This window comes from Mesorhizobium sp. B264B1B, from assembly GCF_020165765.1.
Taxonomy (GTDB): domain Bacteria; phylum Pseudomonadota; class Alphaproteobacteria; order Rhizobiales; family Rhizobiaceae; genus Mesorhizobium.
In genome coordinates, this window is the sequence record NZ_JAIUIS010000007.1 from 191,464 (window position 1) to 207,523 (window position 16,060).

General features: G+C 65.8%; 17 protein-coding genes. 7 read left to right on the plus strand and 10 right to left on the minus strand.

Translation table 11 applies throughout. The features are described 5' to 3' along the window. Positions 1–27: 27 nt before the first annotated feature. A complete protein-coding gene (locus LB547_RS16535; protein ID WP_140491790.1) occupies positions 28–534 on the minus strand; it encodes a ferritin-like domain-containing protein in 507 nt (168 codons plus the stop codon). A 400-nt stretch (positions 535–934) separates the two neighbouring features. Between LB547_RS16535 and LB547_RS16540 the strand changes: the two genes are divergently transcribed. Beyond that, positions 935–1,075, plus strand: coding sequence for a hypothetical protein (locus tag LB547_RS16540; RefSeq protein WP_013892047.1), 141 nt, complete (start codon positions 935–937; stop codon positions 1,073–1,075). Between the two features lie 313 nt (positions 1,076–1,388). Here LB547_RS16540 and LB547_RS16545 read toward each other — a convergent pair whose 3' ends face one another. The 3 genes from LB547_RS16545 to LB547_RS16555 form a co-directional block, all read right to left on the minus strand. Then, positions 1,389–1,772, minus strand: coding sequence for a DUF1850 domain-containing protein (locus tag LB547_RS16545; RefSeq protein ID WP_140563825.1), 384 nt, complete (start codon positions 1,770–1,772; stop codon positions 1,389–1,391). After that, on the minus strand, positions 1,769–3,874 hold the full coding sequence (locus LB547_RS16550; protein ID WP_140759042.1) for a TRAP transporter permease: 2,106 nt from the start codon (positions 3,872–3,874) through the stop codon (positions 1,769–1,771). Before LB547_RS16550 ends, LB547_RS16545 begins: the two co-directional genes overlap by 4 nt. A 225-nt stretch (positions 3,875–4,099) precedes the next feature. Beyond that, a complete protein-coding gene (locus LB547_RS16555; protein WP_140559152.1) occupies positions 4,100–5,059 on the minus strand; it encodes a TAXI family TRAP transporter solute-binding subunit in 960 nt (319 codons plus the stop codon). A gap of 261 nt (positions 5,060–5,320) precedes the next feature. Between LB547_RS16555 and LB547_RS16560 the strand changes: the two genes are divergently transcribed. Together LB547_RS16560 and LB547_RS16565 are read left to right on the plus strand one after the other, a co-directional pair. After that, positions 5,321–5,689 carry a YciI family protein gene (locus LB547_RS16560; RefSeq protein ID WP_140491798.1) on the plus strand — a complete coding sequence of 123 codons (369 nt, stop codon included), beginning with the start codon at positions 5,321–5,323 and terminating at the stop codon, positions 5,687–5,689. A gap of 7 nt (positions 5,690–5,696) precedes the next feature. Beyond that, entirely contained in the window at positions 5,697–6,941 is a 1,245-nt protein-coding gene (locus LB547_RS16565; RefSeq protein WP_140685328.1) for an RNA polymerase sigma factor, read from the plus strand. Positions 6,942–6,975: 34 nt separating this feature from the next. Here LB547_RS16565 and LB547_RS16570 read toward each other — a convergent pair whose 3' ends face one another. The 6 genes from LB547_RS16570 to hrcA form a co-directional block, all read right to left on the minus strand. Beyond that, a complete protein-coding gene (locus tag LB547_RS16570; RefSeq protein ID WP_140514133.1) occupies positions 6,976–7,602 on the minus strand; it encodes a glutathione S-transferase family protein in 627 nt (208 codons plus the stop codon). A 192-nt stretch (positions 7,603–7,794) separates the two neighbouring features. After that, on the minus strand, positions 7,795–8,775 hold the full coding sequence (gene cysK, locus LB547_RS16575; protein ID WP_140759044.1) for a cysteine synthase A: 981 nt from the start codon (positions 8,773–8,775) through the stop codon (positions 7,795–7,797). A 192-nt stretch (positions 8,776–8,967) separates the two neighbouring features. Further along, complete coding sequence (locus LB547_RS16580) at positions 8,968–9,585, minus strand: LysE family translocator (RefSeq protein WP_140759046.1); 618 nt, start codon at positions 9,583–9,585, stop codon at positions 8,968–8,970. A 128-nt stretch (positions 9,586–9,713) separates the two neighbouring features. Continuing rightward, positions 9,714–11,084 (minus strand): PQQ-dependent sugar dehydrogenase, encoded by a 1,371-nt coding sequence (locus LB547_RS16585; protein ID WP_140491808.1) that lies wholly within the window; start codon positions 11,082–11,084, stop codon positions 9,714–9,716. A 124-nt stretch (positions 11,085–11,208) separates the two neighbouring features. After that, a complete protein-coding gene (locus LB547_RS16590) occupies positions 11,209–11,409 on the minus strand; it encodes a hypothetical protein (protein ID WP_140514129.1) in 201 nt (66 codons plus the stop codon). Between the two features lie 37 nt (positions 11,410–11,446). Then, on the minus strand, positions 11,447–12,574 hold the full coding sequence (hrcA, locus tag LB547_RS16595) for a heat-inducible transcriptional repressor HrcA (RefSeq protein WP_140759048.1): 1,128 nt from the start codon (positions 12,572–12,574) through the stop codon (positions 11,447–11,449). 276 nt (positions 12,575–12,850) lie between these two features. Here hrcA and rph point away from each other — a divergent pair, with 276 nt between their 5' ends. The 4 genes from rph to hemW all read left to right on the plus strand — a co-directional run bounded on the left by rph (position 12,851) and on the right by hemW (position 15,998). Continuing rightward, a complete protein-coding gene (gene rph / locus LB547_RS16600; protein ID WP_140491814.1) occupies positions 12,851–13,567 on the plus strand; it encodes a ribonuclease PH in 717 nt (238 codons plus the stop codon). A 183-nt stretch (positions 13,568–13,750) separates the two neighbouring features. After that, entirely contained in the window at positions 13,751–14,161 is a 411-nt protein-coding gene (locus LB547_RS16605; RefSeq protein ID WP_140491818.1) for a VOC family protein, read from the plus strand. Further along, the gene (gene rdgB / locus LB547_RS16610; protein WP_140759050.1) at positions 14,161–14,823 is read left to right on the plus strand and encodes an RdgB/HAM1 family non-canonical purine NTP pyrophosphatase; all 663 of its coding nucleotides are present in this window, start codon (positions 14,161–14,163) and stop codon (positions 14,821–14,823) included. The genes LB547_RS16605 and rdgB overlap by 1 nt, the downstream gene beginning before the upstream one ends. Continuing rightward, positions 14,820–15,998 carry a radical SAM family heme chaperone HemW gene (gene hemW / locus LB547_RS16615; RefSeq protein WP_140491825.1) on the plus strand — a complete coding sequence of 393 codons (1,179 nt, stop codon included), beginning with the start codon at positions 14,820–14,822 and terminating at the stop codon, positions 15,996–15,998. Before rdgB ends, hemW begins: the two co-directional genes overlap by 4 nt. Positions 15,999–16,060: the final 62 nt, after the last annotated feature.

Below are 16,060 nucleotides of genomic sequence, written 5' to 3' on the forward strand. Positions count from 1 at the left end.
TGCCACCGGCCCCGGCTCTTTCAGCCCCTATTCGGCGGCCTGCAGGTTGATCTTGCTTTCCGCTATTTCGGTCAGCTTGCGATCCGTCGCCTGCTCTTCCTTGAGGTTCTTGGCCAGCACGTTGGCGCAGTCGCTGCGGCCAAGCTGCTTGGCCCAGGCGATCAAGGTGCCATAGCGGGTCATCTCATAGTGCTCGACCGCTTGCGCCGAGGCGATCAGCGCCGCGTCCAGCACCTCCTTGTCGTCGACGTCGCCGCTGACGTCGTCGGCTTCCTCGAGGATGCCGTCTATGGCCGGGCAGTTGACTTCCTTGGCCTTGACGCCGTGCAGTTCGAACACCTGCTCGACGCGCTCGACATGGCCCCTGGTCTGCTCGAGATGTTTCTCGAAGCCGGCCTTCAGCTGCGGATCCGTCGCCTTGTCGATCATCTTCGGCAATGCCTTCTCGATCTGCTTTTCGGCATAATAGATGTCGCGCAGCGTGTGCACGAAGAGGTCGTCCAGGGTTTTGATGTCCTTCGAAAAGAAGCCCATGATTGCGGCCCTTCCTTTGCTCTTGCGGTTGCGGGTTAGCGTGGGGCCGCAGGTCGGCGGCCCCATGGGCCGGCCATGCCGGCTCGAAGAATCAACGTCTCGTCCCAGGCCGGGTTCCGGACTTGCGGCGGCGAGCAAGGAAAATTCTCCCGCCAGGGCGAAAGCTGAAACGCAACCGCACCCAGGCGACATCCAAACGAAACATATGTGATGCAAAAGTCACACACGCCGAAATGGCGACAAAAGGCGTGGAAAGACCCCGAATCAGCCGCATTCCGGCCATGAAGCGACGGGTTTTCGACCAGAAATTAACATCGCGTTCACCGACTATTCACGCCTCGACGCTATGATTTCCGCAATTCGGAAGGGACACCCGAAAGTCGGGACAGGGACAGGTAAAATGAACTTCCTCACGCACCTCATCGGCTATGCCGCAGCCATCCGCGAATTCGTCGCGCCGACCTATCGGCCCGAGCGCTACTACATGCGCGGGCCGGGCCCGGCCTGCGCTCGTCGCGGCACCTCGCTGGGCGCGCACTGACCATGACTTTCGAGAGCCGACACAACAGCCGCATCTGCAGGCCTGACGTCGAGTCGCGCGCCACCACCTATCGCGCCGAGCGCCCGACCTTCGCCGATCGGCGGCGTGCGACATCGCCGCGGCTTTGAGACCGCCTTCGCCGGCTTAATGTCTCAGGACACGAGCCGCCGAGGCCCGCGTAAGCGACCTTCTCCAGCCCAGTCGGCCCCAGTCCAGTCGGGCCCAGTCCAAGCCGTCCTTCTGAATACCCTTCGATGCAAGCCATCCGCTGACCGTCTTCGACGGCGCTGGCTCCAGCCGGGATGATCGTGCGCTACCGCGGCAGGCTCGTGCCGTCCGGAGCACACGGCTCCAGCACGATCGTGCCGCCGGCCACCTTGCCGAGTTCTCGGCAACCCTGATCTGTGCACAGTGTCCAACCATCACCGGTCGCGCCGGAGGCGGCGAGCATAAGGCTTCGCTGCGGCCCGACCTTCGGAGCATAGGCCCACCAGCCGTCTCGCAGCACCGCGCCCTCCGGTGGTTCCATGCCGGCGCCCGAGCCCTTTATGCGCGCCTCGGTGACTTGCAGGCCGGAAGGCATCACCTTCCAGTGTTCCTCCCAGCGCGTGCGCTCCACCGAGTGCGTCCAGGAGAGGGTGAAGGCGGCGGCCGCCAGCGTCACCGTCTTGCCGGCGGCAAGGATACACAGGCTCATGCTTGGGCCGTCGCCCGCCGCGCACGCCAGAAATGCCAGCCGATCCAGGCAAACGACAATGCCCAGCCTGTCTCGTCGGTGAGCGGGATCGCCGCGACCAGCAGCACGCCGGCACAGAAGGCGATGAGCCGTTCCCACCACGCCATGCGCCTGGCAAGGAAGCCGACGGCGGCGGCGCCCCACAGCACGATGCCCATGCACGCCTTGACGACGATGTAGGCGACCTCGACGGGGTAGCCGAACTGGGCGGCGACCGGGCCTGGATCCTGCAGCATGAGCGCCGGCGTGTAGACGGCCATGAACGGCACGACGAAACCGGCAATGGCAAGCTTGGTCGCCTGGATGCCGATCTTGAGGCCGCTTTCCCTGGCCATCGGGGCGGCCGCGAAGGCGGCCAGCGCCACCGGCGGCGTGAGATCGGCCATGATGCCGAAGTAGAAGACGAACATGTGGCTGACCACCAGCGGCACGCCGAGCGACAGCAGCGCGGGGCCCGCCAGCGAGGAGGTGATGATGTAGTTGGGAATGGTCGGGATGCCCATGCCAAGCACCAGGCAGGTGAGCATGGTCAGCACCAGCGACAGGAACAGATTGTCCTGGCCGATGGAGATGATCCAGCCGATGAAAGTGGAGGCGATGCCGGTGAGCGTCAGCGTGCCTATGACGATGCCGACGATGGCGCAGGCGATGCCGACCGGCAGCGCGTTCTTGGCCCCTTCGGCGAGTGAATCCACGCAGATCCGCAGCGTTTCGCGCCCGCCCTTGAAGGCGAAGCAGGCGACGACGAGCGCGGCGATGACGAGGCCGAGTATGTTGACGCCGAAGCGCATGAACGAGGCGGCGGCGAGCCCGAGCGCCAGCCAGAAGACGACGCGGAAGGCGAGCGGTCCGATCAGGGCCGCCAGTGGCGTGCCGAGGATGAGCACGATGGTCAGCGCCAGCCCCATCGTGCCGGCGAAGATCGGTGTGTAGCCGGCAAACAGGAGATAGATGAGGGCCGCCAGCGGCAGCACCAGCGGCCAGTGCTGGCGCACGGCATCCCAGGGATTGGGCAGTTCGGCCTTGGCCATGCCGTGCAGGCCGGCCTTGCCGGCTTCCAGATGCACCTGCCAGAAACAGGCGCCGAAATAGAGCAGCGCCGGGATGATCGCCGCCTTGACCACTTCGGCATAGGGGATGTTCAGCGTCTCGGCCATGATGAAGGCAACCGCGCCCATCACCGGCGGCATGATCTGGCCGCCCATCGAGGAGGTCGCCTCGACGGCGCCGGCGAAGGCCGAGCGGAAGCCGAAGCGCTTCATCAGCGGGATGGTGAACTGGCCGCTGGCCACGACATTGGCAACGCCGGAGCCGGAGATGGTGCCCATCAGCGCCGAGGACAAAACGCAGACCTGCGCCGGGCCGCCGCGCCACGAGCCGACCAGGCCGAGCGCGAAATCGTTGAACAGCGCGATCATGCCGGCGCGTTCGAGGAAGGCGGCGAAGACGACGAAGATGAAGATATAGGCGGCCGAGACATAGACCGGCGTGCCGTATATGCCTTCGGTGCCGTAGGCGAAAGTGTCGACGAGCTGGGCGAAATCGTAACCGCGATGGATGAAGGGCGGCGGCAGATGGTTGCCGACGAAACAATAGGCGAGAAAGATGAAAGCGATGATCGCCAGCGGCATTCCCATCAGCCGCCGGGCCGCCTCGAAGACCAGCACCACCAGCACCGCGCCGACGACAAGATCCGGCGTGGTGAGGAAACCGGAGCGGCGGATGAGGTCGGTGTAGAACACCCAATTGTAGAGGCCGGTGCCGAAGCCGAGCACGCCGAGCGCCCAGAACACGGCCTTGGCCGGCAGGCTTCGGGCGCGCAGGTTGCCGATCAGGCCAAAGCCGAGCAGCAGCAGGAAACCGACATGCATGGCCCGCACCACCTGGCTCGGGATGCTGCCATAGGCGGCGACGTAGATCTGGAACACGGAAAAGGCGACGGCGATGAGGAAGGCAGCCTTGCCGGTGATGCCCTCGCCAAAGCCCGGCGGCAAGCCTTCGACCTGCTCTTCGGCGACGGGGAGATGGAAGGTGGAGGATTTGCCGTCGGCTGCTTCGCTCATCCGACGCACTCCAAAATGAGCGAATGACAGTGCGAGGCGCCCCCCTCTGCCCTGCCGGGCATCTCCCCCTCAAGGGGGGAGATCGGCAGTATCGGTGTCGGCGTTCTTTCAGCAACGTCAGCAGTTGGCGAAGGAGGTGACGACGGCCAATCTCCCCCCTTGAGGGGGAGATGTCCGGCAGGACAGAGGGGGGCGCGTCGCGAAGACATCTCAGATAGTCCTCGCCTACTTCAGCAACCCCTTCTCCTTGTAGTACCGCTCAGCGCCCGGATGCAGCGGCACCGGCATGCCGTCGAGCGCCTTGGCAGGGTCGATCGCCTTGGCGGCGGCGTGGGCGGCTGCGAGCTGGTCGAGATGCTCGAACAGCAGCTTGGTCATCTGGTAGGCCGTCTCGTCGGAGACATCGGCGCGGGTGACGAGGAAATTGCCGACGGCGGCGGTCGCGACGTCCTCGGCCTGGCCCTCATAGGTGCCCTTCGGGATGACGACCGACAGATAGGGCGCGCCGATCTTGGCGACATCCTCGGCCGGCACGGCGACGACATTGATCGGCACCGAGGTGGCGAGGTCGCGGATCGAGGCGACCCCAAGGCCGGCCGACTGCAGCGTGGCATCGAGCTGGCGGTTCTTGATCAGCTCGACCGATTCGGCGAAGGGCAGGTATTCGACCCGGCCGAGATCCTCGTATTTCAGCCCGGCGGCGGCAAAGATGGCACGCGCATTGAGCTCGGTGCCGGAGGCCGGCGCGCCGACCGACAGGCTCTTGCCCTTGAGGTCGGCCAGCGTCTTGATGCCGGATTCCTGGCTGGCGACGATCTGGATGTAGTTGGGGTAGATGGCGGCGATGCCGCGCAATTTGTCGAGCTTGCCGGGGAAGCCGGCCTCGGCATTGCCTTCGGCGGCCATCTTGACGGAATCGCCGAGCGCGAAGGCGATCTCGCCCTTGCCCTGCTGCAGCAGGTTGAGGTTCTCGACCGAAGCCTTGGTGGCCTGCACCTGGGTGCGGGCGCCTGCGATGCCCTTGCTGTAGATTTCCGACAGCGCCACGCCGAGCGGGTAGTAGACGCCCGACGTGCCGCCGGTCAGCACGTTGATGAATTCCTGTGCCCTGGCCGAGGCAATGCCGAGCCCAAGCGATAGCGCCATTGCGCCGGCTGCAACGAACTTCGTTCTGAAATGGAACATCCGGTTTCCTCCCTGAAATATTGGCTGCCGCACCACCTCCTCGATGCGAGCCGGCCAAGTTTAGACGGCGGGCCGCAAATGCCAACCCGCAATTGCATTCATTAGACGAACGGTTGAATGGATGCGGAAACAGCTCCCGGCTTGCGCGGGACGCGACCGTGGCCGAAAGATTTTTTCCGGCACCTGTCGAAATCGGACCTTGCCGCGCGACATATGTCCGGCTCGCAAGGACGCGGCCTACGAAACCACGGGAGAAGACCCATGCGATACATGCTTTTGATCAACAACGACGAAGCCGCACTGGCGAACACGCCGATCGAAAAGGCCCAACAGATGAGCGCGGCCTATGGCGCCTATACCGAAGCGTTGAAGAAATCCGGCGCGTGGCTGGCCGGAGAAAGGCTGCGCCCGACTCAGGCAACCACCTCGGTGCGGATCACCGACGGCAAGACCAACGTGATCGACGGCCCCTATGCGGACACCAAGGAGCAGCTTGCCGGCTTCTACATGATCGAAGCGGCCGACATCGATACCGCCATCGAATGGGCCGCGCGCTGCCCGGCGGCCAGCACAGGCACGGTCGAGTTGCGGCCGATTTGGGAAATGGCCGAATACATGCCCAAGAAATGACGATGTGATGGACAGCAGCGCGCAGATTGCCCGGGCAGCCGCCGAGGCCGCCGCCCGGCAAAGCTACGGCAAGCTGGTCGCCTGGCTCGCGGCGCGCACGCGCGATGTGGCCGCCGCCGAGGACGCGCTGGCCGACGCCTTTGCCGCGGCGCTCGAACGCTGGCCGCGAACCGGCGTGCCCGAAAAGCCGGAGGCCTGGCTGCTTGCCGTGGCAAGGCGGCGGCGTGTCGACGCGGTGCGGCGGCGGCTCACCAGCGAAACCGGCCGCGACCATCTCAAGCTGATTGCCGAGGAGGCGGAGGCGTGCATGACCGACCAGGACCTGCCCGACGAACGGCTGCGGCTGATGTTCGCCTGCGCGCATCCGGCGATCGAACCTGGCGTGCGCGCGCCGCTGATCCTGCAGGCCGTGCTTGGTTTCGACGCCGCGACGATCGCCTCCGCCTTCCTGGTTCCGCCGGCGACAATGGGCCAGCGCCTGGTGCGGGCCAAGGCCCGCATCCGTGAAGCCGGCATTCCGTTCCGCGTACCGGAGCGGGCCGAACTCGGCGAGCGCCTGGATACCGTGCTGGAGGCCATATACGCGACCTTCGCCGAGGGCTGGTCCGACCCGGCGGGCACAGAGACGCGGCGCCGGAACCTGGCCACCGAAGGGATCTGGCTCGGCAGGCTGGTGGCCTCGCTGCTGCCGGACGAACCGGAGGCGCTGGGCCTGCTTGCGCTGATGCTGTTCGCCGAGGCGCGCCGTACCGCGCGCCGCGATGGGTCCGGAGATTATGTGCCGCTCGCCGAGCAGGATCATGCGCTTTGGGATCATGCCTTGATCGACGAGGCGGAAACCCTGCTCGGCCGCGCCGCCTCCATGGGCGTGATCGGCCGCTACCAGCTCGAGGCGGCCGTGCAGTCCGTTCACGCGGCGCGGCGGCTGAGCGGCGAGACCGACTGGGTGGCGATCCGCGAATTCTACGACGCGTTGCTTTCGATCGCACGATCGCCCGTGGTGGCGATCAACCGCGCGGTGGCGATCGCCGAAGCCGAGGGCGCCGTGGCGGGGCTGGCGGCGCTGTACGTGCTTGGCGACGACAAGCGGCTCAATGATTACCAGCCCTATTGGGCAGCGCGCGCCGGCCTTCTGGCCAGGCTCGGCCAGGTGCCGCAGGCGGTCGAAGCCTATGACCGTGCGATCGGCCTCGAAAGCGATCCGGCGGTACGCCGCTTCCTGCAGGGAAAACGCGCGACGCTCAGGCATTGAAATGCCTGAGCGCGGTGCTTTGCCGATGAATTGTTCAGCCCGGCCACATTTCGTGCGATGCGTTGAGCGTCTTCATCAGCGGGTGCTCGCGAAGCCTGGCCCACAGGCGTTCGATGTCGGGCCAGGCAGTGCGTGCCTTGCCGCTGTCGGGATGCCAGGCCACCAGCATGGCCAGATAGATATCGGCCACCGACATCGCCTCGCCTGCCAGCCAGTCGCGGCCGCGCAAGGCGGCATCGACGACGGCAAAGCCGCGGTCCATCTCGGCCACGGCCGCCTGCTTGACGGCCTTGGCGCCGTCGGCGTCGGCCGTGTAGCGCGGCGCGTAGTAGAAACGCAGCACCGCCGGATAGAGGGCGGACGACATGAACGCCATCCAGCGCAGGAAGTCGGCGCGGGCCGGTTCATCGGCCGCCGGCGCCAGCCCGGCCCGCGGATGGCGTTCGGCGAGCAGGATGCAGATGGCCGCCGATTCGGTCAGCGAGCGGCCGTCCGGCAAGGTCAGCACCGGCACCTGGTTCAGCGGGCTGATGTGGAGGAAAGCGGGATCGGGCCGATCGGATTTCGGTACGTCGATCTGCTCGAACGGCGCCTTGGCCAGCGCCAGGGCCGCCTCGACAACGAAGCCGCCGCTGCCGGGACGGGTGTAGAGCTTGTACATGAGGTCCTCCGCCGGCCCTGCGGGGGCCGGGGGCGATATGAACCGGAAGCAGGGCGCTGCTCAAGCCCGTGGCATCCGCCACGGCGGGTTTTTTCAGCGGGCCAGGCTAAGCACCTTTGTGTTAGGCGCTCGGCAGGGGGCGTGTCGAAACTTGACAGGCGACGCGTCGTATCGCTTCGCCCAACGAAGACCCTAAGCGCCCAGCCCTTCGAACAGGATCGTCGACAAATAGCGCTCGGCGAAGGACGGGATGATCACCACCAGGTTCTTGTCCTTGTTCTCCGGCCGCGAGCCGACGACGATCGCCGCCTGCAAAGCGGCGCCCGAGGAGATGCCGACCGGCACGCCTTCCAGCCGGGCGACGAGGCGGGCATTGGCGACCGAATCCTCGTTCGAGACCGTGACGATTTCGTCATAGATGGTGGTGTCGAGGATTTTTGGCGCGAAGCCGGCGCCGATGCCCTGGATCTTGTGCGGGCCAGGCTGGCCGCCCGACAGCACCGGCGAGGTTTCCGGTTCGACCGCGACGACATGCAGCGAAGGCTTGCGCTTCTTCAGCACCTGGCCGACGCCGGTGATGGTGCCGCCGGTGCCGATGCCGGAGACGATGATGTCGACCTCGCCATGGGTGTCGTTCCAGATCTCCTCGGCAGTCGTCGTGCGATGGATCTCGGGATTGGCCGGGTTCTCGAACTGCTGCGGGATGATGGCGTTGGGGATGGTGGCCGCCAGTTCGTCGGCCTTGGCGATGGCGCCCTTCATGCCTTTCGGCCCTTCGGTCAGCACCAGTTCGGCGCCGAGCAGCGCCAGCATCTTGCGGCGCTCGACCGACATGGTCTCGGGCATGGTGAGGATCAGCTTGTAGCCCTTGGCGGCGGCAGCGAAGGCAAGCGCTATGCCGGTATTGCCCGAAGTCGGCTCGATCAGCGTCGTCTTGCCGGGAGCGATCTTGCCCGATGCCTCGAGCGCCTCGATCATCGCCACGCCGATACGGTCCTTGACCGAGGCGATCGGGTTGAAGAATTCGAGCTTGGCAAGGAGATGGGCAACGATGCCCTTCTCCTTGGCGAATTTGTCGAGCCGCACCAGTGGCGTGTCGCCGATCGTATCGGTGATGGAATTGTAGATGCGGCCACGGCCGGGAACACGAGCGGAGGCGGCGAACTTGTTCATTGGTTTGGCTCCCAGAATGTCAGGCGGATGGAACTGATCTCAGACGGATGGCCGCCAAGATAGGCCTTCCACGGACGCAAGATAGACCGTCGCCCGAAAATATCCGAGTGGGGCCCGTGTCTAAAACGCCTCGGCCTCGGAAAAGCGTTCCCGCAAAAGCCAGTCCGGCGGAATGCCTTGGCAAAAATGGCCCTATTGGCGGGCGGCGATCGCCGCCGCCGCGCCGACCATGAAACCGGCCGCGGTGCGGTTCAGCGCCTTCAGGGCGCGCGGCGAGCGCAGGAACCAGCGCGCCTTGGCCGCCAGCGTCAGATAAGGCACCAGCACCACGAACAGGACGAGGACGGTGAGTGCGGCGAGGATGCCGTAATCGGCCAGCGTGATGGTCTTGAGGTCGACGATGGTCGGCGTGATGGCGAGATAGAAGATCATCGTCTTCGGATTGCCGAGCGTCACCGTCAGGCCGGCGAGGAAGCTCGACGCTAGCCCGCCCTTGCCTTTCCTGGCCTCGACCGTCTCGGGCGTGATGCCGGCGGTCCAGAAGCGCCAGCCGAGGAAGGCGAGATAGGCGACGCCGGCCCATTTGACGGCGAGGAACACCAAGCCGAAGGTCTGCGCGACAAAGGCAAGCCCAAGCACCACGGCGGTGAGATAAAGGAGGTCGCCGAGCATCAGGCCGAAGGACATGGCCAGCGACGAGCGGAAGCCGGAACCGAGCGCGCGCGCCACAAGCGCGGTGATGCCGGGGCCGGGAATGGCCGCGGCCAAGCCGAGGGCGGCGCTGTAGGCGAGAAAGCCGGTGAGGGTCATGGATCGAGCCTTGCGTCCGCGAAACTGCTGGGACGGCGCCTTGTCGCACAGAGTTTCGCGGGCGGGAATTGCCTGGAGCCGGATTTGGTTGCACCAGGCATGCCCCGTGCTCGAGGCCTCCCAGCGGATCAGGACCGGCCGTCGCCGTAGGTCACGCGCCAGATGGTGCCGTTGCCGTCCTCGGTGACGATCAGCGCGCCGTCGCTCGCCACCGCCACGCCGACCGGCCGGCCCCAGACCTCGCCGCCGGAGGTGACGAAGCCGGTCATGAAATCCTCATATTCGCCGGTCGGCTTGCCGTCCTTGAACTTGAGCCGCACCACCTTGTAGCCAGTCCTGTTGCCGCGATTCCACGAACCGTGCAGGGCGACGAAGGCGTCGCCCCTGTATTCGGCCGGAAAACCGGATCCTGCGCGGACATTCCTGCCGTCGTAGAAGGCGATGTTGAGCGGCGCCGAATGCGCCTGCATCAGAATGTCGGGGACGGTGACCTTGCCGGCAAGGTCGGGACGCGCGCCCTTGTGGCGCGGATCCTCATTGTCGCCGATATAGTACCAGGGCCAGCCGTAGAAGGCGCCTTCCTTCACTTCGGTCGCATATTCGAACGGCACGTTGTCGCCGAGCGCGTCGCGCTCGTTGACCACGCACCACAGCGCGCCCGCCGCCGGCTGGATGGCCATGCCCGAACAGTTGCGCAGGCCGGTGGCGACGATGCGCCCATTCCTACCGTCCGGGTCGAAAGCCCTGACGTCGGCGCGGCCTTCCTCCGCGCCCCAGGTGGCGCCGAGCGGCTTCGACCTGGCCCAGGCGTCGAGCCCGCCCCGCGGTTTCCTTGCCATGTCCTGGGCGGCGTTCGAGCCGGAGCCGACCGAGAGATACAGCGTCTTGCCGTCCGGCGAGAAGGCGATGTCGCGGGTCCAGTGATGAGTGGCCGGAATATCGCGGACGATGGTTTCCGGCTCGCCGGAGGCCTCCAGGTCGCCATCGCGGTAGGGAAAGCGCACGATGCTGTCGCTGTTGGCGACATAGACCCATTGCGGGTTGTCCCCAGGCGGGTAGAAGGCGATGCCGTAGGGCTGGTTGAGATTGCGGGCGAAGATGCCGTCCCTGACAGGTTTCGCGCTGCCCTCGCCGAGACGGTAGACGCGGATCTGGTTGGCCTCGCTGTCGGCGACGAACAGGTCGCCATTGGGCGCGACGCGCACGACGCGCGGATTGTCGATGCCCGAAGCGATCAGTTCCGCCGAAAAGCCCGCCGGCAGCCGCGGCTCGGCGCCTTGCGGCCTTTGCACCGGACCGGCGCCGTTCGAGGCGGATCTGGTGACATAGGGCCTGGGCTGGTCTTGCGGGCTGATCAACCGGCGCACGCCCGGCGCATCGGCCCGCCAGTCACCGAATGCGGCCGCGCCCTTCAGCACCGGCTCTTCCTGCTGGGCCAATGCCGTCGCGGCGAAGAGCAAGGCAGCAGCGATTACCACGGCGCCGGCAAGTCGGATCATCCCAGTCTCCAGCTTCTCGCTTCTTCATGCATGTCGTTGTCCCAAGACCGAAGTCACATGCATCAAGGGAACGGGCGGGCTCGGCAGTCGTTCCGGACGACACGGGGAGTTGAAGGAATTCGGGTCAGGTATCCGCGTCGAGATCGAGATCGGCGTCGAGGTTCTTTTCCAGTTCGACGAGATCGGCCGGCAGCGGCATGCCCATGGCGCGGATTTCGCGCAGCTTCTCGCGCAATTGCTCCTGCACTTCGCGCACATCCTCAGGCTGGTTGACCATCTCCTCCAGCAGCAGGCTGATCTGGGCCTTGAACGATTCCAGCGCCATCTTTTCTCTCCTCGGCCGTCTGGATCGATCCCAGCTCTCAGCGCAGCATGCGCGATATCAGCTGCGCCGTATAGTCGACCATCGGGACAATGCGGGCGTAGTTGAGCCGGGTCGGGCCGATGACGCCGAGCGCGCCGACGACGCGGGCGTCCTTGTCGCGGTAGGGTGCCACGACCAGCGACGAGCCGGAGAGCGAGAAAAGCTTATTTTCCGAGCCGATGAAGATGCGCACGCCCGGTCCCGCCTCGGCGAGGTCGAGCAGCTGGATCAGCCCGTCCTGCGTCTCCATGTCCTCGAACAGGTGGCGCAGGAGTTCGATGTCGGCCTGGGCGGTGACGTTTTCGAGCAGATTGGCGCGGCCGCGCACGATCAGGCGCGCCGGCAGGCCGCTTTCCGCGCCGGCCCACACCGCCAGCCCTTTCTCCACCAGGTCCTGCGACAGCGTGTCGAGCGCTGCCCTTGTCTCTTTCTTGATACGCTCGACCTCCGCCCGCGCCTCGGCCAGCGTACGGCCGCGAATATGGGCGTTGAGAAAATTCGAGGCCTCGTGCAATTGCGAGACGGTGATGCCGGCCGGCAGATCGATGACCCGGTTCTCGACGTCGCCGTTCTGCGACACCATCACGGTCAGCGCCTTGGTGGGCTCGAGCTGGATGAACTCGATGTGCTTGAGCGCCACCTCGTTCTTGGCGGCCAGCACCAGGCCGGCGCCGCGCGACATGCCCGACAGCATCTGGCTGGCCTCGGTCAGCATGTGTTCCAGCGTGGCGCCCGAGCCGGAGGCGCGCACCTGCGCCTCGATGCTGCGCCGCTCCTCGTCGGAGAGGTCGCCCAATTCCATGAAGGCGTCGACGAAGAAGCGCAGGCCGGCCTGCGTCGGCAGACGGCCGGCCGAGATGTGCGGCGCGTAGATCAGGCCGAGATGTTCGAGATCGCTCATCACGTTGCGGATGGTGGCGGGCGACAGCGAGGACGGCAGGATGCGCGACAGGCTGCGCGATCCCACGGGCTCGCCGTCCCTCAGATAGGAATCGACGATACGCCGGAAGATGTCGCGCGAACGCATGTCGAGCGCCTGAAGTGCGGGCGCCTGAAGTGCGGGCGCCTGAAGTGCCGGCGCGTGAAGAGCGAGCGACTGCGAAGCGGGATCGACTGCCTTGGTCATTGCGGCCATAACCTCCGGTTCAAGGATATAGACTTCGCGGCGCTGCGCGCAACCCGGTGTCGCACTTGCGATCACCCGGTGTCGCGTTGCGCGATCAGCCGGTGTCGCACTTGCGATCACCCCGGTGTCGCACTTGCGATCACCCCGGTGTCGTGTTGCGCGATCGCCCCGGTGTCGCCGCGTTTGCGGCCGCCGGTCCATTTTCCTTTACGCCGTGCCCCGCATGCGTCTAAAAGCCGGCCAAGATTCAAAAAAGCTGACAAGAAAGCAGGCCGAATGCGCCCCTCCAAACGCCAGTTCGACGAAATGCGCGCCATCTCCTTCGAGCGCGGCGTCTCCAAACATGCCGAAGGCTCGTGCCTGGTGAAGTTCGGCGACACGCATGTCTTGTGCACGGCAAGCCTGGAGGAAAAGGTGCCGGGCTGGATGCGCAATTCCGGGAAAGGCTGGGTGACGGCCGAATACGGCATGCTGCCGCGCTCGACAGGCGAGCGCATGCGCCGCGAGGCCTCCGCCGGCAAGCAGGGCGGGCGCACGCTGGAGATCCAGCGGCTGATCGGCCGCTCGCTGCGCGCCGTGGTCGACCTGCAGGCGCTGGGCGAGCAGCAGATCACCGTCGACTGCGACGTCATCCAGGCCGATGGCGGCACCCGCACCGCCTCCATCACCGGCGGCTGGGTGGCGCTTTACGATTGCCTGCGCTGGATGGAAGCGCGGCAGATGGTGAGCGTCGCCAAGGTGCTGAAGGACCATGTCGCGGCGATTTCCTGCGGCATCCATGACGGCCAGCCGGTCATCGACCTCGACTATCTCGAGGATTCCTCCGCCGGCACCGACGCCAATTTCGTCATGACCGGCAAGGGCGGCATCGTCGAGATCCAGGGCACGGCCGAGGGCGAGCCCTTTTCGGAAGGGCAGTTCGCCGAGCTGATGGGCCTGGCCAAGAAAGGCATCCAGAGGCTGGTGAGTTTGCAGCAGATGGCGGTGGCGTAGTTTATTCATGCGGAGCCTGGGCACCCCCCTCTGCCCTGCCGGGCATCTCCCCCGCAAGGGGGGAGATCGGCTGTTGTCTAGAGCTTCGCCAATAATCAGAATAGAATACCATGAGCCGGCGCTCACGCTGCCAATCTCCCCCCTTGCGGGGGAGATGGCCGGCAGGCCAGAGGGGGGTGCCTCGTGATCCCCTCTGCCATTCTTGAATCCGCTCTTTACGTCACCGACCTCGCCGCTGCCGAAGCCTTCTACACCGACATCCTCGGCCTCACTCCTCTCGGCAAGGTCGAGGGCCGCCATCTCTTCTTCCGTTGCGGAGCCGGCGTGCTGCTGATCTTCAACGCGGAGGCGACCAAGGTCCCGCCCGCGCCCGACGCGAGGCTGAAAGTGCCGCCACACGGCACATCGGGCGAAGGCCATCTCTGCTTTGCGGCGACCGCCGATGAAATCAGCCGCTGGAAATCCCATCTGAAGGCGAAGAACATCGCTGTCGAAAGCGAATTCGAATGGCCGCAAGGCGGCCGCTCGCTTTATATCCGCGATCCCTCCGGCAATTCGATCGAATTCGCCGAGCCGAGAATCTGGGGACTTTGATGCATTCTCTCGACGGAAAAAAGATCGTCGTCGCCAGCCACAATGAAGGCAAGCTGCGCGAATTCGCCGATCTGATGGCGCCATTCGGATTCGAGGCGAAATCGGCGAAGGACTATGGCTTGCCCGAACCCGAGGAGACCGGCACAACCTTCGAGGAGAACGCCTATATCAAGGCCTTCGCCGCGGCCAAGGCGACGGGCCTGCCGGCGCTGTCGGACGATTCGGGCCTGTGCGTTGACGCGCTCGACGGCGCGCCCGGCGTCTACACCGCCAACTGGGCCGAAACGCCTGATGGCAGCAGGGATTTCGGCATCGCCATGCAGCGCACCGAAGTGGCGCTGCAGGAAGTCGGCGCCGCCACGCCCGCGCAGCGCACGGGACGCTTCGTCGCCGTCATCTGCCTCGCCTTTCCCGACGGCGAGGCCGAATATTACCGCGGCGAGGCCGAAGGCACGCTGGTCTGGCCGCCGCGCGGCGAGCTCGGATTCGGCTACGACCCGGTGTTCCTGCCCGACGGTTTCGAAAAGACCTTCGGCGAGATGAGTGCCGAGGAAAAACACGGCTGGAAACCCGGCCAGGCCACGGCTCTGTCGCACCGCGCCCGCGCCTTCCAGAAATTCGCCCAAGCTCGATTGGGTCTGGCCAGGTCAGGTTCGGCATGATCAGGCCCGGCGCCACCATGCCGCTCGACCGCAGCCCCGGTTTCGGCGTCTATGTGCATTGGCCGTTCTGCGCGGCCAAATGCCCCTATTGCGACTTCAACAGCCATGTCCGCCACCAGCCGGTCGACCAGGAGCGCTTTGCCGCCGCCTTCGAGGCGGAACTGGCGACGATGCGCCAGCGCACCGGCCCACGCGAGGTGACCAGCATCTTTCTCGGCGGCGGCACGCCGTCGTTGATGAAGCCGGAAACGGTGGCCAGGGTCCTGGACGCCGTGGCGAAGAACTGGACGGTGCCCGACGGCATCGAGGTGACGCTGGAGGCCAATCCCTCCTCGGTCGAAGCCGAACGCTTTCGCGGCTATCGCGCTGCGGGCGTCAACCGGGTCTCGCTCGGCGTGCAGGCGCTGAACGACAAGGATTTGCGCTTCCTTGGCCGGCTGCACAATGTGGACGAGGCGCTGCACGCGATCGGGCTCGCGCGGGAGATATTCCCAAGGCTCTCCTTCGACCTGATCTACGCACGGCCAGGCCAGACGCCGGAGGCCTGGGCATCGGAGCTCGAACAGGCGATCGGCCACGCCGCCGACCATCTGTCGCTCTATCAGCTGACCATCGAGGAAGGCACGCCGTTCCACGCGCTGCACGCGGCGAAGAAATTCATCATCCCCGACAACGACCACGCCGCCGACCTTTATGCGCTGACGCAAGAGGTGACATCAGCCCATGGTTTGCCGGCATATGAGATCTCAAACCACGCCCGGCCGGGTGCCGAAAGCCGGCACAATCTGACCTACTGGCGCTATGGCGAATATGTCGGCGTCGGCCCCGGCGCGCATGGCCGCTTCGTCGAGAACGGCCACCGCGTCGTGACCATCGCGGAGAGGATGCCGGAAACCTGGGCCAATCTGGTCGAGGCCAAGGGCCATGGCGTCACCGGCGGCGAGACCCTGACGCGCTCCGAAGAGGCTGACGAGTTCCTGCTGATGGGACTGAGGCTGGCGGAAGGCATCGACCTGTCGCGCTACGAAGCGTTTTCCGGGCGCGGCCTGTCGAGCGCACGGCTGTCGGTGCTGCAAGGCGAAGGGCTGGTGGCGCCGATCGGCAACGCCCGCCTGCGCGCCACGCCCGCCGGCATGATCGTGCTCGACGCAGTGGTGGCCGATCTGGCGCGGTAGGCGGGGATGCTGCTCCCAATCTCGAAGCCAAGATTACGCTTCTGGAGGCAGCTGTTTCGCGG